Here is a 17,397-nt window from a genome sequence, read left to right as displayed (position 1 = left end):
CCCAGCACGCGGCGCGATGCTCTAGGTTTACCTCCATGACTGCCTACAGTGTCGGACTGCTGATCCTGCGTGTGGTGCTCGGCGTGACCATGGCCGCCCACGGTTACAACAAGTTCTTCGGTGGCGGCCGGATCAAGGGGACCGCAGGCTGGTTCGAGAGCATCGGCATGAAGCCCGGCACCTTTCATGCGCGGGTGGCGGCCAGTACCGAGATGGCGGCGGGGATCGGGCTGGCGCTGGGCTTGCTGACGCCGATCCCGGCCGCGGGCTTCGTCGCACTCATGCTCGTCGCGGCCTGGACGGTGCACCGGCACAACGGCTTCTTCATCGTCAAGGAGGGCTGGGAGTACAACCTGGTGCTGGCGGCGGCAGCCGTCGCGATCGCCGCGACCGGCGCGGGCAAGTACAGCCTGGACTACCTGTTGTTCAAGGGCACCAGCGTCTACCCGTGGCTGCACGGGTGGTGCGGCCTGCTGATCGCGCTGGTGCTCGGCCTGGCCGGCGGTATCGGTCAGCTGGCCATCTTCTACCGCCCGCCCGCCAAGTCCTGACCGGCGCAGTCCCGCGGCGCGGGAATTCGCACCCGTCCGACTAGAACACGTTCTAGTCTTTTTGCCATGGGATTTCTGAAGCAGGAAGTGCCCGTCATCGACTTCGAGACGTGGAGCAAGGGCACGCGCGCGGAGAAGATCAAACCGATGGCACGGCACTGGGCCGAGGTGGGCTTCGGAACGCCGGTCGCCCTGCACCTGTTCTACGTCATCAAGATCCTGCTCTACGTCTTCGTCGGGGCGCTGTTCGGTTTGGCCACCGCGGGCATCGGCGGACTCACCGACATCGGGTCGTGGTGGTCGGAGCCGATCGTCTACGAGAAGGCCGTGCTCTACACGATGCTCTTCGAGGTCGTCGGGCTCGGTTGCGGCTTCGGCCCGCTGAACAACCGGTTCTGGCCGCCGATGGGATCGATCATCTATTGGTTGCGCCCCAACACGATCCGGCTGCCACCGTGGCCGAAGGTGGTGCCGTTCACCAAGGGCGACAACCGCGGTCCCGTCGACATCGTGCTCTACGGGGCATTGATCGTGATGCTCGTTGTTGCGCTGTTCTCCGACGGCACCGGGCCCATCCCGGAGCTCGGCACAGAGGTGGGCCTGCTGCCGACCTGGCAGATCGCGACCGTCGTGGCGCTGCTGGCGCTGGCCGGTCTGCGCGACAAGGTGATCTTCCTGGCCGCCCGCGGCGAGGTCTACGGCGCGTTCGCGGTGGCCTTCCTGTTCAGCGGTGTCGACATCATCATCGCCGCCAAGCTGGTGTGTATGGCGATCTGGATCGGTGCCGCGACGTCCAAGCTGACCCGGCACTTCCCGTTCGTCATCTCCACGATGATGTCCAACAGCCCGGTGGTCCGGCCACGGTTCCTCAAGCGGATGTTCTTCAAGAAGTTCCCCGAAGACCTTCGGCCCGGCCCGATGTCGCACACGCTGGCCCACATCAGCACCGCCATCGAGATGGGCATCCCGTTGGTGCTGTTCTTCTCCCACGGCGGCTGGCCGACCACCATCGCCGCGATCGTGATGCTGTGCTTCCATTTCGGCATCCTGTCGGCCATTCCCATGGGCGTGCCGCTGGAGTGGAACGTCTTCATGATGTTCTCGGTGCTGTCGCTGTTCGTCGCGCACGCCCAGATCGGTATCACCGACATCACCTCGCCGTGGCCGATCCTGCTGTTCCTGGCGCTGGCCACCACGGTCTTCCTCGGAAATACGGTGCCGCGCAAGGTGTCCTTCCTGCCCGGCATGCGCTACTACGCAGGCAACTGGGATACCACACTGTGGTGCGTGAAGCCCTCGGCCGAGGCGAAGATCGAGCAGAACCTGGTGACGATTGCCAACATGCCGGCCGCGCAGCTCGAAAAGTTCTACGGGAGTAAGGAAGCCGCGCAGATCCCGCTGTTCATGGGGTACGCGTTCCGCGCGTTCAACACCCACGGCAAGGCGTTGTTCACCCTCGCTCACCGCGCGATGGCGGGGGGCAATGAAGAGGACTACTCGATCACCGACGGCGAACGCATCTGCAGCATGGCGATCGGCTGGAACTTCGGCGACGGGCACATGCACAACGAACAGCTGATCGCGGCGATGCAGAAACGCTGTCACTTCGAGCCCGGGGAGGTGCGCGTGGTGCTGCTCGACGGCCAGCCACTGCACCGGCAGCGGCAGGAGTACCGGCTCGTGGACGCCGCCACCGGGGAGTTCGAGACCGGATACGTCAACGTCGCCGACATGGTGAACCGTCAGCCGTGGGACGACACACTGCCGGTGCACGTCACGTCGGGACGCGACTGACCGAACGGTTGGTTGACCCGCTTGACGGTCGTCAAACGGCGTGTGTTTTGATCCAGAGATCACCCCGTCGTAAAGGAGAAAGCCGATGGCTGAAGCGGTAATTGTCGAAGCTGTACGTTCACCAGTCGGGAAGCGCAACGGTGGTCTGTCCGGTGTGCACCCCGCCGAGCTGTCGGCCCAGGTGCTCAACGGTCTGGCGCAGCGCGCCGGTATCGACCCCGAGATCGTCGACGACGTCATCTGGGGCTGTGTCATGCAGGCCGGTGAGCAGGCCCTCGACATCGCGCGTACCGCGGTGCTGACCGCAGGCTGGCCCGAATCGGTTCCCGGCGTCACCGTCGACCGCCAGTGCGGCTCCAGCCAGCAGTCGGTGCACTTCGCCGCCGCCGGTGTGGTGGCCGGCCACTACGACGTCGTCGTCGCAGGTGGTGTCGAGTCGATGTCGCGCACCCCGATGGGTGCCTCGCTGGCCAACGGCGGCAACCCCTACTCGGCCGGATTCAAGGGTCGCTACGACCGCACCCCCAACCAGGGCATCGGCGCGGAGATGATGGCCACCAAGTGGGGCCTGAGCCGCACCGACCTCGACCAGTTCTCCCTGGACTCGCACGAAAAGGCTGCTGCCGCACAGGACTCCGGCGCCTTCGAGGACCAGATCGTGGGCATCAAGGATGCCGACGGCAACATGGTGCTCAAGGATGAGGGCATCCGCCGCGGCACCACCCTGGAGAAGATGGGCCAGCTCAAGCCGGCGTTCTCCGAGGACGGCGTGATCCACGCGGGCAACTCCTCGCAGATCTCCGACGGCTCGGCAGCGCTGCTGTTCATGTCTGCGGAGAAGGCAAAGTCGTTGGGCCTCAAGCCGATCGCCCGTGTCCACACCGCGACGCTGGCCGGCTCGGATCCGGTGATGATGCTGAGCGGCCCGATCCCGGCCACCCAGAAGGCACTCGCCAAGTCGGGCCTGAGCGTGGACGACATCGGCGCCTTCGAGGTCAACGAGGCGTTCGCGCCGGTTCCGATGGCCTGGCTCAAGGAGATCGGCGCCGACGAGAAGAAGCTCAACCCCAACGGCGGCGCGATCGCCCTGGGCCACCCGCTCGGTGGCTCCGGTGCCCGTCTGATGACCACGCTGCTCTACCACATGCGCGACAACGGAATTCGCTACGGTCTGCAGACCATGTGCGAAGGCGGCGGCCAGGCCAACGCCACCATCCTCGAGCTGCTGTAGTGACCGACGTGCACGCCCCCGCCGCTCTCGGAGAGCGGCGGGGCAACGTCCTGCTCATCACCATCAACCGGCCGGAGGCGCGCAACGCGGTCAACGGCGCGGTCAGCACCGCCGTCGGCGATCTGCTCCAGCAGGCCCAGGACGACGCTGACGTCTGGGCGGTGGTGATCACCGGTTCCGGCGACAAATCGTTCTGCGCTGGGGCCGATCTGAAGGCAATCTACAAGCGGGAGAACCTCTTTCACCCGGAACACCCGGAGTGGGGTTTCGCCGGGTACGTCCGCCACTTCATCGACAAGCCGACGATCGCCGCGGTCAACGGCACCGCCCTGGGCGGCGGGACCGAGCTGGCACTGGCCAGCGATCTGGTGATCGCCGAGGAGAGCGCCAAGTTCGGGTTGCCGGAAGTCAAGCGCGGCCTGGTCGCCGCGGCAGGTGGCGTGTTCCGGATCGTCGAGCAACTGCCGCGCAAGGTGGCCATGCAGCTGCTGTTCACCGGCGAACCGATCACCTCGGCCGAGGCACTCAAGTGGGGCCTGATCAACGACGTCGTGCCCGATGGCACCGTCGTCGACGCGGCTTTGGCTCTGGCGCAACGCATCACCGTCAACGCGCCGCTGGCGGTTCAGGCCAGCAAGCGCGTCGCGGTCGGTGTCGACGACGGCGTGATCACCGCGGACGAGGCAGGCTGGACTCGCACCATGCGCGAGATCGGCCCGCTGATGAAGTCCGAGGACGCCAAGGAAGGGCCGCTGGCCTTCGCCGAGAAGCGCCCACCGGTCTGGAAGGCGCGCTGACCTAGTTAGGCCGTCGCGGGCTTGGTCGTCGTCGGAGTGGCCGACGTCGACTCGGCAGGCGAAGACGTCGTGGTCGGCGTCGTGCTCGTGGTGCTGGTCGAGGTGTTCGGCTCCGGGGCATCGGCCGGGCTGAGCACGGTGTCGATCATGTAGATGTACGCGCCCCGAGCCGTGTAGCCGCACACCAACTTCGCGGTGTCGTTGACCTTGATGTCGCCGCCCTTGCCGGTCACGTTGATCGGGCTGCCCTGCTGCGTGGGCATCTTGCCGTGCAGATCGTCGGGACCCAGGTAGCCGAGCACCAGGTGGTAGTACAGGGTGGACGTCAGCGCGGCCGGGTCACTCTTGAGCTGCGCGAGGGTGGCCTCGTCGAGCTTGGCGAAGGCGTCGTTGGTCGGCGCGAACACCACGTAGGGGCCACCGTCGATGACACTGACGATGTTGACCGCCGGGTTGAATCCGCCGGAGATGGCCGCGCTGAAGGTGCTCAGATCCGGGTTGGCGGCGATCGCCGCGGTCGCGTTCTGGTTGCCCATGTTCGTGAAGGAGCCGGAGCCGCTGGGAATGCGGTTCTTGTACGCGTCGCAGCCCGAGCCCTGCGGGTCGGGCAGTTGGCTCATGCTGGGGACCGGGATCTGCGTGGTGGTCGGTGCCGCCGGGGTGGTGGTGTCTGTCGTCGGATCGGCGTAGGCCTGGACGGCCGTGGGGATCGCGATGGCGATGGCGGCCAACCCTGCGGCGACGCCAAGGGACTTGGTACGAATGCTCACTTCGGCTCCTTTTGAGTCTCTAGTGGAGTCGGCGAAATGCGGGTCCCCGTTACCGCTGCGCCCCGGGGAATCGTACTGGCAGCAAAGCTTCAGTCTCAAAACGGCTGGTGAAGCTGCAGTTCAGAGCGCTGCCCGGCGCAGGGCTCCTGACCACGTCTGCCTACGATGTCGGCCATGGCCGAACCATTGATCATGTCCGTCGGCGGGCACAGCCCCGAACTGCACGCCGAATCCTGGGTCGCACCCAACGCGGCGGTGATCGGCCAGGTGCGGCTCGCCGCGCGGGCCAGCGTCTGGTATTCGGCGACGTTGCGCGCCGAGGCCGAATGGATCGACGTCGGCGAGGGCAGCAACATCCAGGACGGCTCCACCGTGCACGTCGACCCGGGCTTCCCGGTGAAGATCGGTGCGGGCGTGACGGTCGGGCACAACGCCGTGCTGCACGGCTGCACGGTCGAGGACGGTTCGCTGGTCGGGATGGGGTCGATAGTGCTCAACGGTGCCGTGATCGGCGCGGGATCGATCGTCGCCGCCGGCGCGGTGGTGCCGCAGGGCATGATGGTGCCGCCGCGATCCCTGGTGGCCGGTGTTCCCGCCAAAGTCCGCCGCGAGCTGTCCGACGCCGAACTGGACGGCAATCGGATGAACGCCGCGGTCTACGAACACCTCATCGACCTGCACCACGACTCCGCCTAACCGCCGGCGGGATCGATCTCACACAATGGTCAGGTTTGCGGCAGGGCAAGACTGCCGATATGTCCTAGCGTGAAGTCGATGCGGATCTTGGTCACCGGTGCCACCGGATACGTCGGTTCCCGGCTGGTGGCCCGGCTCCTCGACGACGGTCACGAGGTCGTCGCCGCGACCCGCAACCCGGAGAAACTGGGCCGGTTCGGGTGGTGTGACCGGGTGACGGCGGTCGTCTTCGACGCCGACGATCCGACCTCCGTCGAGACGGCGCTCGCCGTCTCCGGGCATATCGACGTCCTTTACTACTTGGTGCACGCCATCGGCCAGCCCGGCTTCCGTGAGCGCGACAATGCAGGCGCGGCGAACGTGGGCAAGGCCGCGGCTGCTGCCGGCGTGGGGCGCATCGTGTACCTCGGCGGCTTCGTGCCCGCGGACGACACGCTGTCCGAGCATTTGGCCGGCCGCGCCGAGGTCGCCGCGGCCCTTGCCGTCGAGGGCGGCGCCGAACTGGTCTGGCTCGGCGCGGCGGTGATCATCGGCGCGGGCTCGACGTCGTTCGAGATGGTCCGCTACGTCGGCGACCGGTTCTGGGTGATTCCGTTGCCGCCGTGGGCCGACCACGACATCGAGCCGATATCGATCAGCGACGTGCTCTACTACCTGCTTGCCGCGGCCGATCCGGCGGTGGTTCCTGCCGGGTCGTACGACATCGTCGGGCCCGACGTGGTGACGTACGGCGAACTGTTGCAGACCTACATCGACGCAGCGGGTGAACTGCGGGCCGGGCTGCCGGTAGGCGATATCGTGCCGCAGGCGGTGGTCGGCCGGGTGGCCGGCGCCGCGGTACCGGTGCCCAGCGGGTTGGCCGCCGATCTCATCGAATCGCTGGACCATCCGATGACGGCCTCCGACACTGTCCTACGTGACCATGTCGCGGACCCGCCCGGTGGACTCACCACCATCGAAGACGCCGTCGCCGCAGCGGTGGCCAGCCCGCCGCCATGCCCGGTCGACCGACTGGCCGACCCGCATCATCTCGCCGACAGTGATCCGATGTGGGCCGGCGGCGATGCGCTGCGACTGCGACGGATGGCCGCCACGGTGACTCCCGGGGTGGCGCGGCCCGCGTTGCGGCTGCTGAACTCGGTGCCCGGCCCACTGGCCGGAGTGCTGCGGACCGGCCTGGACCTGTTGCTGGCGAAAGTCCGTTTGTTATGACGATGCTGGCTGAGCTTCGGTCGGTGGCATCCAATGTTGCTGTACCGCACCAGGAGTGGCCGTCGGCGATCCGCCGGCGGCGCATCGCGGTGTGTGTGGTGCTGGTCCTGGGTGCGGCACTTCTCGGCTTGTCGCTGACCCGCAGGCCCGGTGACGCGGCGTTCTACTGGCTGACGATGGCGCTGGCGGCGACGTGGGCGTTCGGCGCGCGGGCGTCCGGCCCGGTGCACCTGGGGTGCATCCGCTGGCGCGGGCGAAATCAGCGTCCGGTCATCACCGGGCTCGCGATCGGATTGCTGCTGGGTGGAGTCTTTGTGCTCGGCGGTCTGGTGACCCGTGAGATCCCGCCGGTGGCCGCAGCCATCACCCGCGTTCTGGAGTACGCCAATCACGGCAGCCTGCTGCTGATCGTGGTCATCACCCTGGTGAACGGCTTGGCCGAGGAGATGTTCTTCCGCGGCGCGCTGTACACCGCACTGGGTGGATTCCATCCGGTGGTGATCTCGACGGTGCTCTACACCATCGCCACGTGTGCCAGCGGCAACTGGATGCTCGGCTTCGCCGCGATCATCCTCGGCACGGTGTGCGCCCTGGAACGCCGAGCCACCGGCGGAGTGCTGGCACCCGTGCTGACCCACGTGGTGTGGGGTCTGATCATGGTGCTGGCACTGCCGCCGATGTTCGGCATCTGGCACTAGGCGGGATTGGCCGGCTCCTCATCGGGTCGTCCCTCCCCGCATCGTCGACCGGCCTAACGCAGCGGGTGGGCGATCTCGTCGCGCGGCATCCGCGCCGCGACGAGCGCGACCGCGGCCAGTAGCACCGGCGCGATACCGGTCACCGCAAAAATGAGTTCCACCGGAACCACTTTCGACAGCGGTCCCGCGACCGCCATCGATACCGGCATGAACGCGAGCGAGACGAAGAAGTCCAGACTCGACACCCGGCCCAGCATCTCCGGCGGCACCCGGCGCTGCAGCAGCGTGCCCCAGATGACCATGCCCGCGCCGTCGGTGAGGCCTACGACGAACAGCGCGATCACCATCACCGGCAACGACGACGTCGCACCGACGAGCACCAGCGGAAGGGAGCCCGCGCCCCACATCGTCATCATCACCGTGAGGTAGCGCCGCGGCAGCCGCCGCGAGGACACCGCCAGCGCGCCCAGCGCACTGCCTAGTCCGAACGAGGCGAGCATCAGGCCGTATACCTGCTCGCCGTGGGCGAACCGGTTGTGGGCGATGAACGGAAGCAGTACTTCGATCGGGCCCATCGCCAAGAACACCCAGGTGCAGGCGAACAGCAGCGTCCAGCGCAACCATCGGGTGTGCAGGACGAACCGAAGGCCCTCCCTGAGATCGGTGAGCGCATGCGGCTTTTCGCGCTCGACGGTCATCACGATGTGTGAGCCGTGACCCGGGCGCATGGACACCAGCAGCGTCAGCGCGATTGCGAAGAGCACGGCCACCGTGACCGAGCCGAGAGCGGGGAAGGTGATCCCGATCAGCACGCCGGCCACCGCCGGGCCGACGGCCTGCTGCAGGGTGGGCCGGATCGCGCCTTCGACACCGTTGGCCGCCAGCAGCTGCTCGGCAGGCAGGATGCGCGGTAGGTAGGCGCTGTAGGCCGGGAAAAAGAACGCGGCACCGATGCCGAGAACCGCTGCCGCAGTTGCCATGTGCCACAGTTGCAGCTCGCCGAGCATGCCGAGGATGGCGACGGCGCCGGTGGCGGCGAGGTTGGTGACCTCGACGGCGATGATGATGGCGCGCTGCGATACCCGGTCGGCGACGATGCCGCCGACGAGGATGAAGGCCAGCATGCCGACGGCAAGGCAGGCCGCGACCAGAGACAGCGCGGCAGGGTCGTCGGCGAGGGCGATGACCTGCAGCGCCATCACGACAGTCCACATACCTTCGGCGAACAGCGAGATCGACATCGCCGAGATGAGCAGCCGGAATTCGCGGTACCGGAAGGGGGCGAGCACACGCCAGCGGCCGGTGGGTTTCACCGGCTCGATGTCGTAGTGCGTACTCATGCCTTCGATGGTCGCTGACCGGTCTGCGTCACGTCCAACGATTTTCGGTCAGCCGAACAGGTCGTCGAGCGATGGCGCGGGGCGGCCGGCGAGTTTATAACTCACCCACTGGTTCAACGAGATTCCCTGCTCGGCGGCCTCGACCACCAGTCGTTCGTGCAGCGCGGGCGAGGTGCGTACTGCGAACTTGCCGCTGTAACGGTGGTCGGTCAAGGACTCCGATGGGTCCATGCCGATCTCAGCCAGTTCGTCGAGTTCCCGGGCGATCAACTTCTCGACACGCTCGATCGCTTCATGGGGCGTGAGTGCCGTCGCGTACCGGCCGTTGAACTCCAGGCAGAGTCCGAGGTACTGGCAGTAGTCATCAGACCATTCAGCGCGGTACGTGTAGTTCGGCATCGCCCCATGATGGCCAGGTGGTCCGACATTTCCGGGTGGCCGTGTGCGTCAGGGGGCCGAGGGGGTGACTGGCTTTTCCAGAACGTGATATCACCGGCGATATCGCGTTCTGGAAAAGAGTGGTACTGCCCTGCCTGCTCGGCTAGTCGTCGGTGAACGTGGGCGAGCGGTGTTCCTGGAATGCCCGGGTTCCCTCGCGGAAGTCCTTGGAGCCCAACAGAACCAGCTGGCCTTCGCTTTCCCGGCCGATCGCCGGTTCGAGTTCGGTGAGCGTCGCGGCGTTGATCGCCTGCTTGGTCTTGCGCAGCGCGATCGCGGGACCGGACACCAGCTTGTCGAGCACTGCGGCCACGCCGGCCTCCAGTTCATCGGCGGGATAGACCTCGCTGACCAGACCGAAGTCGAACGCGTCGGCTGCCGAAATGCGTTCGGCCAGAAGCGCCATCTTCATGGCGCGGGCCCGTCCGATCGAGGCAGCCACCAACGCCGAAGCACCGCCGTCGGGCATCAAACCGATCTTGGTGAACGCCAGCAGGAAAAACGCCTTCTCCGAGGCCAATACGATGTCGCAGGCCAGCGCCAACGACACCCCGACCCCGGCCGCCGGTCCATGCACCACCGACACCACCGGCTTGGGCAGGTTTACGATCGCCCGCACCGCGCGGTTCGCCTCCTGCAACACCTCATCCGGGGTGTCCGGGCGGCGCTCGGACTGATCCTCGGCGCTGATGCCCGCACCGGAGCTGAACCCCCGCCCGGCCCCGCCGAGCCGCACGGCCCGGACGGCCGCGTCGTCAGCCGCATGTTCGAGGACGTCGGCGAGCGTGCGCAGCATGATCGCGTTCAAGGAGTTCAGGCTGTCCGGCCGGTTCAGCGTCACCGACAGCACTCCGCGCTCGAGTGACACGGTCAGTTCCGGGACTCCGGTGTAAGCGTCGATGGTCGTCATGGCTGCACCTTAGCCCCGGCGGGGGCGCAGCCCACGACGGGTCAGGCCAGGTGTAAATAGTTAAGGCGGCGATCAATCAACTGGAGGGTAGACACCTATGGCCGGACCACTGCACGGTTTGCGAGTCATCGAATTGGCAGGCATCGGACCCGGTCCGCATGCCGCGATGATCCTCGGTGACCTGGGCGCGGACGTCGTCCGCATCGACCGGCTCGGCAAGGGCACCGGCACCCCCAGCAACGACTACCTGCTGCGCAATCGTCGCTCGGTCGGCGCCAACCTCAAGGACCCGAACGACCGCGACATGGTCCTGGGTCTGATCGCCAAGGCCGACGTCCTCATCGAGGGATTCCGTCCCGGCGTCACCGAACGCCTCGGGCTCGGACCGGAGGACTGCGCCAAGGTCAACGAGCGCCTGATCTACGGCCGCATGACCGGGTGGGGTCAGGACGGGCCGCGCAGTCAGCAGGCCGGCCACGACATCAACTACATCTCGCTCAACGGCTTGCTGCACGCCGTCGGGCGGGTCAACGAACGTCCCGTCCCGCCGCTGAACCTGGCCGGTGACTTCGGCGGCGGCTCGATGTTCCTGCTGGTCGGCATCCTGTCCGCGTTGTGGGAGCGCGAGCGCTCCGGCAAGGGGCAGGTCATCGACGCCGCGATGGTCGACGGCTCCAGCGTGCTGGCCCAGATGATGTGGGCGTTCCGCCACATGGGCATGTGGAGCGACGAGCGCGGCACCAACATGCTCGACACCGGTGCGCCCTACTACGACACCTACGAGTGCTCCGACGGACGGTACGTCGCGGTCGGCGCGATCGAACCGCAGTTCTACGCCGAACTGATCGAGAAGCTCGGGCTCACCGACGCCGACCTGCCCGACCAGAACGACATCACCCGCTGGCCGGAACTGCGCGCGGTGCTCACGGACACCTTCGGCAAGCACGACCGCGACCACTGGGCCACGGTGTTCGCCGGCAGCGACGCCTGCTGCACGCCTGTGCTGTCGTTCGCCGAGGTCGACACCGAACCGCACAACACCGAGCGCAACACCTTCTACGCCGAGGCGGGCTCGACGTTCCCCGCTCCCGCCCCCCGGTTCTCCCGGACCGCGCTCGACACCCCGGCCGCACCCGGCGTACCGGGAGCCGACAACGAGGCCGTCCTGCGCGACTGGGTATAGTCCCCAACCAACCAGTAGGTCGAGCTATCTGAGTATCTGAAAGGAAACCATTCGTGGAGATCAAGGACGCCGTAGCCGTCGTCACCGGCGGAGCCTCAGGTCTGGGCCTGGCCACCACCAAGCGGCTGCTCGACGCGGGCGCCTCGGTGGTCGTCATCGACCTCAAGGGTGACGACGTCGTCGCCGAGCTGGGGGAGCGCGCCAAGTTCGTCGCCGCCAATGTCACCGACGAAGAGGCCGTCAGCAAGGCGCTCGACATCGCCGAGTCGCTCGGCCCGGTCCGCATCAACGTCAACTGCGCGGGCATCGGCAACGCCATCAAGACCCTGGGCAAGGACGGTCCGTTCCCGCTGGACGGCTTCAAGAAGGTCGTCGAGGTCAACCTGATCGGCACGTTCAACGTGCTGCGCCTGGCCGCCGAGCGGATCGCCAAGACCGAACCGCTGAAGGGCGAGGAGCGCGGCGTCATCATCAACACCGCCTCGGTCGCGGCCTTCGACGGCCAGATCGGGCAGGCCGCCTACTCGGCGTCCAAGGGTGGCGTGGTCGGCATGACCCTGCCGATCGCGCGCGACCTCTCGCGCAGCCTGATCCGGGTGTGCACCATCGCCCCCGGCCTGTTCAAGACCCCGCTGCTGGGTTCGCTGCCCGAAGAGGCGCAGCGCTCGCTCGGCCAGCAGGTGCCGCACCCGGCTCGCCTCGGTGACCCCGACGAGTACGGCGCACTGGCCGTGCACATCGTGGAGAACCCGATGCTCAACGGTGAAGTGATCCGCCTGGACGGCGCGATCCGGATGGCTCCGAGGTAGGACCATGGCCATCAAGACGAAGTTCACCGAGACCTTCGGGGTCGAGCACCCGATCGCCCAGGGTGGCATGCAGTGGGTCGGTCGCGCGGAACTGGTTGCCGCCGTTGCCAATGCGGGCGGGCTCGGTTTCATCACCGCGCTCACCCAGCCGACCCCGGCGGATCTGGCCAACGAGATCGCCCGCACCCGGGACATGACCGACAAGCCGTTCGGGGTGAACCTGACGATCCTGCCGGCCATCAACCCGCCGCCGTACGACGAGTACCGCCAGGTGATCGTCGACGCGGGCATCAAGATCGTCGAGACCGCCGGGTCCAACCCGGCACCGCACCTGCCGATGTTCCACGACAACGGCATCAAGGTGCTGCACAAGTGCACCTCGGTGCGGCACGCGGTCAAGGCCCAGAGCCTGGGGGTCGACGGCATCAGCATCGACGGGTTCGAGTGCGCCGGACATCCCGGTGAGGACGACGTCCCGGGCCTGGTGTTGATCCCGGCCGCCGCCGAGAAGATCGAGATCCCGATGATCGCCTCGGGCGGATTCGCCGATTCCCGCGGCCTGGTGGCCGCGCTGGCACTCGGTGCCGACGGCATCAACATGGGCTCGCGGTTCATGTGCACGGTCGAGTCCTGCATCCACCAGAACGTCAAGGAAGCGATCGTGGCCGGCGACGAGCGCGGCACCGAGCTGATCTTCCGCAGCCTGCACAACACCGCCCGGGTGGCCTCCAACGTCGTCTCGCGTGAGGTCGTGGAGATCCTCAAGGGCGGCGGGCAGTTCGAGGACGTCAAGGATCTGGTGGCCGGCGTGCGCGGCCGCAAGGTGTTCGACGACGGTGACATCGATGCCGGCATCTGGACCGTCGGCACCGCGATGGGCTTGATCAACGACATCCCGACCTGTGCCGAGCTGATCTCCCGGATCGTCTCCGAAGCCGAGGAGATCATCGGCGGACGGCTGGCGGGCATGATCGACAGCCAAGACGCAAAAGTGCCCGCCTGATCCCAGGCGGGCACTGCCCACATCAAAGCTCCGGACGGCGCGTCACCGCATCAGCCGTGGGGCGCCGTTTGGCGCAGCGCGCTAGCTCGCGTTGGCGAGCGGCGGCTTGTCCTCGAACTGCTCGGAGGTGTCACCCTCCACGAGAAAGTCTCCGTGATACAGCGCGTCGAAATCGATCTTGATGACATCGGCACTGGTGTCGTCGATCCACATACCCAGGACTCTATGAGTCGGCATTAAGGAATCTTTGAGCCAGGATTCGGAGTTTCCTGGCAATTGTTACTCGCGAGTCAGGTCGTGCCTTACTCAAAAGTCAGGTTGGTCACGGCTGCGGCCAAAAACCGCCTGCGGCTAGGGTGGCTCTGAGCAGGGAGGACATCACAGATATGTCACAGCAGACCGTGGACAACCCGTTCTTCGCCCGCTTCTGGACGATGTTGTCCGCTCATGAGTCCGAGGCCATGCGCAGGCTCCGCCGCGAGAATCTCGCCGGGCTGCATGGGCGTGTCCTCGAGGTCGGGGCGGGCACCGGAACCAACTTCGAGTTCTATCCCGACACGGTGACCGAGGTGGTCGCCCTCGAGCCGGAGACCCGCCTCGCACCGTTGGCCGAACGCGCCGCCGCGGCGGCCCGCATTCCGGTCACCGTGATCGAGTCGACCGTCGAGACCATGCCCGCGACCGAACCGTTCGATGCGGTGGTGTGCTCACTGGTGCTGTGCTCGGTCGCCGACCCCGACGGGGTGCTGCGGCAGCTCAAGTCCGTGCTGAAGCCGGGCGGCGAGCTGCGCTACTTCGAGCACATCGCCGAAGGCGGATGGCGCGGTCAAGTGCAGCGGGTGGCCGACGCCACGATCTGGCCGCGGTTCGCAGGCAACTGCCACACGCACCGCGACACCGAGCGCGCGATCTCCGGGGCCGGGTTCGTCATCGCGACCGCGCGCCGCGAGGCGCAGTTCCCGGCATGGGTGCCACTGCCGGTACACGAGGTCGCACTGGGCCGGGCGACGAAGAACTAGTTCGTCAACAGTTCGGGCAACTGCTGCAGCAGGGTCGGCAGCGCGGTGCTGGCCGACTCGCGGATGGTGAGCGTCGCATTCGCCGACAGCGGAGTCGGCTCGGGATTGACTTCCACGACGACGGCTCCGCGGGCCAACGCCACATCCGGAAGGCCGGCCGCCGGATAGACGATCCCGGATGTGCCCACCACCACCAGGACGTCGGAGGTCGCCACCGCTTCGACGGCGGCCTGCCACGGCTCGTCGGGCAGCTGTTCGCCGAACCAGACGATCCCGGGACGGACCAGTCCGCCGCATTCGCACTGCGGCGGCATCTTCTCCAGCTCAGGCTCCGGCATGTCCGGCAGTTGACCGTGGTAGCGCGAACCGCAGGTGTCGCACCAGAACTCGAACAGGCTGCCGTGCAGGTGGTGGACCGGGTTGCTGCCCGCCCGTTCGTGCAGATTGTCGACATTTTGGGTGATCACCGAAACCTCGGCGTAGTCCCGCCAGGCCGCCACCGCGCGGTGCCCGTCGTTCGGCTCGACCTGCTGCACGAGGTGATGCCGCCACAGATACCAGGCCCACACCCGTTCGGGGTGGTTCTGCCACCCGTCTGTGCTCGACAATTCGTAGGGGTCGTATTTCGCCCACAAACCGGTCTTGTCGTCGCGGAACGTCGGCACGCCGCTCTCGGCGGAGATCCCCGCCCCGCTCAGTACCGCGATACGCACATCCCCCAAAATAGCCGGTCTGGGCGATACTTAGCATGTGTCGGATTTGGGGGTCTGGTTACGCGTCGACGGTCAGGCCACGCGTCCGCTGTTTGATCAGCTCAGAACACAGCTCATCGAGGGGATCCGGGACGGGCGCCTTTCGCCCGGCACCAGGCTGCCGACGGTGCGCGAACTGGCCGGTCAGCTGAATCTGGCCGTCAACACCGTCGCGCGGGCCTACCGGGAACTGGAAACCGCGGGCATCGTCGAAACCCGTGGCCGCTTCGGAACTTTTGTGGCCCGCGCCGATCCCGCCGACGCCGCGATGGCCGCGGCGGCCAATGCCTACGTCGAAGCCGCGCGTGCGCTGGGACTGGGCAAGCAGGAGGCGCTGCAATATCTGGACAAGGCGTTCGGCTGAGCCGTCAGCCGAATTCCAGCAGCGTGTAGGAACCGCGGAAGCGCTTCGTCGGGCCGAAGTTCCAGATTGCCGGCCACACCTTGTCGAAGAAGAAGCCGCGGCCTTTCGGCATCGGGATGTCGTGGACCGCGGTGATCCCCGGCACCGTGTTGACCAGGTCGGCCAGCTGCACGGTGGTGAGGCTGAACGGCATCGGTGGGACGCGGTAGTGCTTCGAGGACTTCATACCCTTCGGGGCAAGCTTCTTGACGAACACCGGCGGCACGTCGAAGAACATCTGGCCGCCGGGAAAACGCTTGGCGCACTGGGCAATAAGGTCCATCGCCTCGTTCGGCTGCAGGTACATCAGCAGGCCTTCAGCGGTGATGAACACGCCGTTCGCCGTTTCCACCCGGTCCATCCAGCTGTAGTCCAGCGCGGACTGCGCCAGCGCGGTGATTCGCGGCGACGACGGCAGCAGACGCTCGCGCAGCTCGATCACCGGCGGCAGGTCCACCGACACCCAGTGGAACTGGGGATCCGCTATGGCGTCGCTCAACCGCCAGAAGCTGGTCTGGAAGCCTTCGGCCAGCGCGACGACGGTGGCCTGCGGGTGCGTGCGCAGATAGTTCACCGCGCAGGAGTCGACCGCCAGTGAGCGCAGCGCCATTTCCTGGCCCTTACGGCCGAACTTGTCGAAGTCGAAGTCGATGGAGTCGACGACCTTGATCGCCATCGGGTCGCGCAGGATCGCGCCCGGCAGACTCGCCTGGTAGGCGCGTCCGTTGAGCGTCAGCAGCGCGGTTTCGGAGACACCGCCGAGCTGACTGGCGTCGATCTTTTCCGTTGTCATGTCAATACCTTCGCCAGAGTGCGCAAGTTGCGCGTGGTGGTCGACGATTTGTAGCGCTTCTTACCCATCGTCTTACCGACGGCCGAGTCCAGCGTCGAGGACTTGGGGACCTGCCAGTAGAGGACACCGTCACCGCGTTCGATCTTCTCGTCGGGTCCGGCCTCGCCGGCCAGATCGGCCAGCTCGTCGAGGATGGCCGGATCGCTGACGAACGTCACGTACGAGTGATAGCCCTCGACCTCGGGTTCGAATGGATAGCCGTCGGCGATGGCGCGCAGCGTCTCGAGGTCGTAGACCAGCACCCAGGCTTCATATCCGAACGCATCCCGAAGTGCCGCTTCGGCTTTCGTACGCACCGTCTTGGCGGCGGCACCGCTGTCGAGCAACACGTTGCCGCTGGCGAGGATGGTCTTGACGTTCTTGAAGCCGGTGTCGGTGAAGGCGGCGGCGACGTCGGCCATCTTCATCGTCGTTCCGCTCACGTTCACACCGCGCAGGAAAGCCGCGTAGCGGGTCATGTTCTCGATGCTAGCGACGTAGGCTCGGGGGATGTCCCGTCAGGTGTTCGACGACAAACTGCTGGCGGTGATCGCGGGCAACTCACTGGGCGTGCTCGCGACCATCAAACGAGACGGCCGCCCGCAGCTGTCCAACGTGACGTATCACTTCGACCGGCGCAATCTCGTCGTCGAAGTCTCCATCACCGAACCGCGCGCCAAGACGCGCAATCTGCGCCGCGACCCGCGCGCCTCGATCCTGGTGTCCTCCGACGACGGCTGGTCCTATGCGGTCGCCGACGGCAACGCGATCCTCAGCCCGCCCGCAGCCGAACCACACGATGACACCGTCGAAGCTCTCGTGGCGCTGTATCGCAACGTCGCCGGTGAGCATCCGGACTGGGACGACTATCGACGTGCCATGGTCACCGACCGTCGGGTCCTTCTGAAGCTGCCGATCTCGCACCTCTACGGAATGCCGCCCGGCATCCGCTGACCAAC

At 66.7% G+C, this 17,397-nt stretch carries 21 protein-coding genes; 13 read left to right on the top strand and 8 right to left on the bottom strand.

The genetic code is table 11. The features are described from left to right. The first annotated feature begins 35 nt into the window (after window positions 1-35). The 4 genes from G6N32_RS21550 (at window position 36) to G6N32_RS21535 (ending at window position 4,373) form a co-directional block, all read left to right on the top strand. Complete coding sequence (locus G6N32_RS21550) at window positions 36-551, top strand: DoxX family protein (RefSeq protein ID WP_115321786.1); 516 nt, start codon at window positions 36-38, stop codon at window positions 549-551. A gap of 66 nt (window positions 552-617) precedes the next feature. Further along, window positions 618-2,345: a DUF3556 domain-containing protein gene (locus tag G6N32_RS21545; protein WP_115321785.1), complete on the top strand. Its 1,728-nt coding sequence runs from the start codon at window positions 618-620 to the stop codon at window positions 2,343-2,345. Between the two features lie 85 nt (window positions 2,346-2,430). After that, entirely contained in the window at window positions 2,431-3,576 is a 1,146-nt protein-coding gene (locus tag G6N32_RS21540; protein WP_115321784.1) for a thiolase family protein, read from the top strand. Then, complete coding sequence (locus G6N32_RS21535) at window positions 3,576-4,373, top strand: crotonase/enoyl-CoA hydratase family protein (protein ID WP_115321783.1); 798 nt, start codon at window positions 3,576-3,578, stop codon at window positions 4,371-4,373. Before G6N32_RS21540 ends, G6N32_RS21535 begins: the two co-directional genes overlap by 1 nt. A gap of 5 nt (window positions 4,374-4,378) precedes the next feature. Here G6N32_RS21535 and G6N32_RS21530 read toward each other — a convergent pair whose 3' ends face one another. Beyond that, a complete protein-coding gene (locus tag G6N32_RS21530; RefSeq protein WP_115321782.1) occupies window positions 4,379-5,143 on the bottom strand; it encodes a fasciclin domain-containing protein in 765 nt (254 codons plus the stop codon). A 174-nt stretch (window positions 5,144-5,317) separates the two neighbouring features. On the opposite strand from G6N32_RS21530, the gene G6N32_RS21525 reads away from it, so the two are divergent. The 3 genes from G6N32_RS21525 (at window position 5,318) to G6N32_RS21515 (ending at window position 7,749) form a co-directional block, all read left to right on the top strand. Beyond that, window positions 5,318-5,839: a gamma carbonic anhydrase family protein gene (locus tag G6N32_RS21525; protein ID WP_115321781.1), complete on the top strand. Its 522-nt coding sequence runs from the start codon at window positions 5,318-5,320 to the stop codon at window positions 5,837-5,839. Between the two features lie 78 nt (window positions 5,840-5,917). After that, entirely contained in the window at window positions 5,918-7,051 is a 1,134-nt protein-coding gene (locus tag G6N32_RS21520) for an NAD(P)H-binding protein (RefSeq protein WP_115322062.1), read from the top strand. Beyond that, complete coding sequence (locus G6N32_RS21515; protein WP_115321780.1) at window positions 7,048-7,749, top strand: CPBP family intramembrane glutamic endopeptidase; 702 nt, start codon at window positions 7,048-7,050, stop codon at window positions 7,747-7,749. Before G6N32_RS21520 ends, G6N32_RS21515 begins: the two co-directional genes overlap by 4 nt. 53 nt (window positions 7,750-7,802) lie before the next feature. Here G6N32_RS21515 and tet(V) read toward each other — a convergent pair whose 3' ends face one another. The 3 genes from tet(V) to G6N32_RS21500 all read right to left on the bottom strand — a co-directional run bounded on the left by tet(V) (window position 7,803) and on the right by G6N32_RS21500 (window position 10,437). Next, the gene (tet(V), locus tag G6N32_RS21510) at window positions 7,803-9,089 is read right to left on the bottom strand and encodes a tetracycline efflux MFS transporter Tet(V) (RefSeq protein WP_115321779.1); all 1,287 of its coding nucleotides are present in this window, start codon (window positions 9,087-9,089) and stop codon (window positions 7,803-7,805) included. 48 nt (window positions 9,090-9,137) lie between these two features. Next, window positions 9,138-9,488, bottom strand: a complete 351-nt coding sequence (locus tag G6N32_RS21505) for a type II toxin-antitoxin system HicB family antitoxin (protein ID WP_115321778.1) — start codon at window positions 9,486-9,488, stop codon at window positions 9,138-9,140. Between the two features lie 142 nt (window positions 9,489-9,630). Then, window positions 9,631-10,437, bottom strand: coding sequence for an enoyl-CoA hydratase (locus G6N32_RS21500; RefSeq protein WP_115321777.1), 807 nt, complete (start codon window positions 10,435-10,437; stop codon window positions 9,631-9,633). Between the two features lie 97 nt (window positions 10,438-10,534). Here G6N32_RS21500 and G6N32_RS21495 point away from each other — a divergent pair, with 97 nt between their 5' ends. From G6N32_RS21495 to G6N32_RS21485, 3 genes are read left to right on the top strand one after another with little or no spacing between them, the layout of a single operon-like run. Next, window positions 10,535-11,620 carry a CaiB/BaiF CoA transferase family protein gene (locus G6N32_RS21495; protein ID WP_115321776.1) on the top strand — a complete coding sequence of 362 codons (1,086 nt, stop codon included), beginning with the start codon at window positions 10,535-10,537 and terminating at the stop codon, window positions 11,618-11,620. Window positions 11,621-11,673: 53 nt separating this feature from the next. Next, a complete protein-coding gene (locus G6N32_RS21490) occupies window positions 11,674-12,429 on the top strand; it encodes a 3-hydroxyacyl-CoA dehydrogenase (RefSeq protein ID WP_115321775.1) in 756 nt (251 codons plus the stop codon). 4 nt (window positions 12,430-12,433) lie between these two features. Beyond that, a complete protein-coding gene (locus G6N32_RS21485; RefSeq protein ID WP_115321774.1) occupies window positions 12,434-13,432 on the top strand; it encodes an NAD(P)H-dependent flavin oxidoreductase in 999 nt (332 codons plus the stop codon). Window positions 13,433-13,513: 81 nt separating this feature from the next. Here G6N32_RS21485 and G6N32_RS29180 read toward each other — a convergent pair whose 3' ends face one another. Next, window positions 13,514-13,645: a hypothetical protein gene (locus G6N32_RS29180; protein WP_096312721.1), complete on the bottom strand. Its 132-nt coding sequence runs from the start codon at window positions 13,643-13,645 to the stop codon at window positions 13,514-13,516. A gap of 173 nt (window positions 13,646-13,818) precedes the next feature. On the opposite strand from G6N32_RS29180, the gene G6N32_RS21480 reads away from it, so the two are divergent. Continuing rightward, complete coding sequence (locus G6N32_RS21480; protein ID WP_115321773.1) at window positions 13,819-14,451, top strand: class I SAM-dependent methyltransferase; 633 nt, start codon at window positions 13,819-13,821, stop codon at window positions 14,449-14,451. Here the strand turns inward: G6N32_RS21480 and G6N32_RS21475 are convergent. Next, window positions 14,448-15,164: an NAD-dependent deacylase gene (locus tag G6N32_RS21475; protein ID WP_115321772.1), complete on the bottom strand. Its 717-nt coding sequence runs from the start codon at window positions 15,162-15,164 to the stop codon at window positions 14,448-14,450. The genes G6N32_RS21480 and G6N32_RS21475 overlap by 4 nt on opposite strands. A 37-nt stretch (window positions 15,165-15,201) precedes the next feature. Between G6N32_RS21475 and G6N32_RS21470 the strand changes: the two genes are divergently transcribed. Continuing rightward, complete coding sequence (locus tag G6N32_RS21470) at window positions 15,202-15,567, top strand: Rv1152 family transcriptional regulator (RefSeq protein WP_115321771.1); 366 nt, start codon at window positions 15,202-15,204, stop codon at window positions 15,565-15,567. A 4-nt stretch (window positions 15,568-15,571) separates the two neighbouring features. Here the strand turns inward: G6N32_RS21470 and G6N32_RS21465 are convergent, their stop codons facing one another. Both G6N32_RS21465 and G6N32_RS21460 read right to left on the bottom strand, forming a co-directional pair. Continuing rightward, window positions 15,572-16,399: a class I SAM-dependent methyltransferase gene (locus G6N32_RS21465; RefSeq protein ID WP_115321770.1), complete on the bottom strand. Its 828-nt coding sequence runs from the start codon at window positions 16,397-16,399 to the stop codon at window positions 15,572-15,574. Then, window positions 16,396-16,917, bottom strand: a complete 522-nt coding sequence (locus G6N32_RS21460; protein ID WP_115321769.1) for a DUF1697 domain-containing protein — start codon at window positions 16,915-16,917, stop codon at window positions 16,396-16,398. Before G6N32_RS21460 ends, G6N32_RS21465 begins: the two co-directional genes overlap by 4 nt. 31 nt (window positions 16,918-16,948) lie before the next feature. Here G6N32_RS21460 and G6N32_RS21455 point away from each other — a divergent pair, with 31 nt between their 5' ends. After that, entirely contained in the window at window positions 16,949-17,392 is a 444-nt protein-coding gene (locus G6N32_RS21455; RefSeq protein ID WP_115321768.1) for a PPOX class F420-dependent oxidoreductase, read from the top strand. The last annotated feature ends 5 nt before the right edge of the window (window positions 17,393-17,397 follow it).

Origin of the sequence: Mycolicibacterium aichiense, from assembly GCF_010726245.1 — a bacterium.
In the GTDB taxonomy this organism is placed as follows: domain Bacteria; phylum Actinomycetota; class Actinomycetes; order Mycobacteriales; family Mycobacteriaceae; genus Mycobacterium; species Mycobacterium aichiense.
Note: the sequence above shows the minus strand (reverse complement) of the source record. Positions and strands in the feature narration are given on the sequence as shown.

What these genes read in the sequence shown, in the direction of transcription:
- G6N32_RS21515 (WP_115321780.1), top strand. Translation starts at nt 7,048, where the DNA reads ATGACGATGCTGGCTGAGCTTCGGTCGGTGGCATCCAATGTTGCTGTA.
- G6N32_RS21495 (WP_115321776.1), top strand. Translation starts at nt 10,535, where the DNA reads ATGGCCGGACCACTGCACGGTTTGCGAGTCATCGAATTGGCAGGCATC.
- G6N32_RS21465 (WP_115321770.1), bottom strand. Translation starts at nt 16,399, where the DNA reads ATGACAACGGAAAAGATCGACGCCAGTCAGCTCGGCGGTGTCTCCGAA.
- G6N32_RS21500 (WP_115321777.1), bottom strand. Translation starts at nt 10,437, where the DNA reads ATGACGACCATCGACGCTTACACCGGAGTCCCGGAACTGACCGTGTCA.
- G6N32_RS21525 (WP_115321781.1), top strand. Translation starts at nt 5,318, where the DNA reads ATGGCCGAACCATTGATCATGTCCGTCGGCGGGCACAGCCCCGAACTG.
- G6N32_RS21545 (WP_115321785.1), top strand. Translation starts at nt 618, where the DNA reads ATGGGATTTCTGAAGCAGGAAGTGCCCGTCATCGACTTCGAGACGTGG.
- G6N32_RS21455 (WP_115321768.1), top strand. Translation starts at nt 16,949, where the DNA reads ATGTCCCGTCAGGTGTTCGACGACAAACTGCTGGCGGTGATCGCGGGC.
- G6N32_RS21485 (WP_115321774.1), top strand. Translation starts at nt 12,434, where the DNA reads ATGGCCATCAAGACGAAGTTCACCGAGACCTTCGGGGTCGAGCACCCG.
- G6N32_RS29180 (WP_096312721.1), bottom strand. Translation starts at nt 13,645, where the DNA reads ATGTGGATCGACGACACCAGTGCCGATGTCATCAAGATCGATTTCGAC.
- G6N32_RS21550 (WP_115321786.1), top strand. Translation starts at nt 36, where the DNA reads ATGACTGCCTACAGTGTCGGACTGCTGATCCTGCGTGTGGTGCTCGGC.
- G6N32_RS21480 (WP_115321773.1), top strand. Translation starts at nt 13,819, where the DNA reads ATGTCACAGCAGACCGTGGACAACCCGTTCTTCGCCCGCTTCTGGACG.
- G6N32_RS21520 (WP_115322062.1), top strand. Translation starts at nt 5,918, where the DNA reads ATGCGGATCTTGGTCACCGGTGCCACCGGATACGTCGGTTCCCGGCTG.
- G6N32_RS21505 (WP_115321778.1), bottom strand. Translation starts at nt 9,488, where the DNA reads ATGCCGAACTACACGTACCGCGCTGAATGGTCTGATGACTACTGCCAG.
- G6N32_RS21540 (WP_115321784.1), top strand. Translation starts at nt 2,431, where the DNA reads ATGGCTGAAGCGGTAATTGTCGAAGCTGTACGTTCACCAGTCGGGAAG.
- G6N32_RS21460 (WP_115321769.1), bottom strand. Translation starts at nt 16,917, where the DNA reads ATGACCCGCTACGCGGCTTTCCTGCGCGGTGTGAACGTGAGCGGAACG.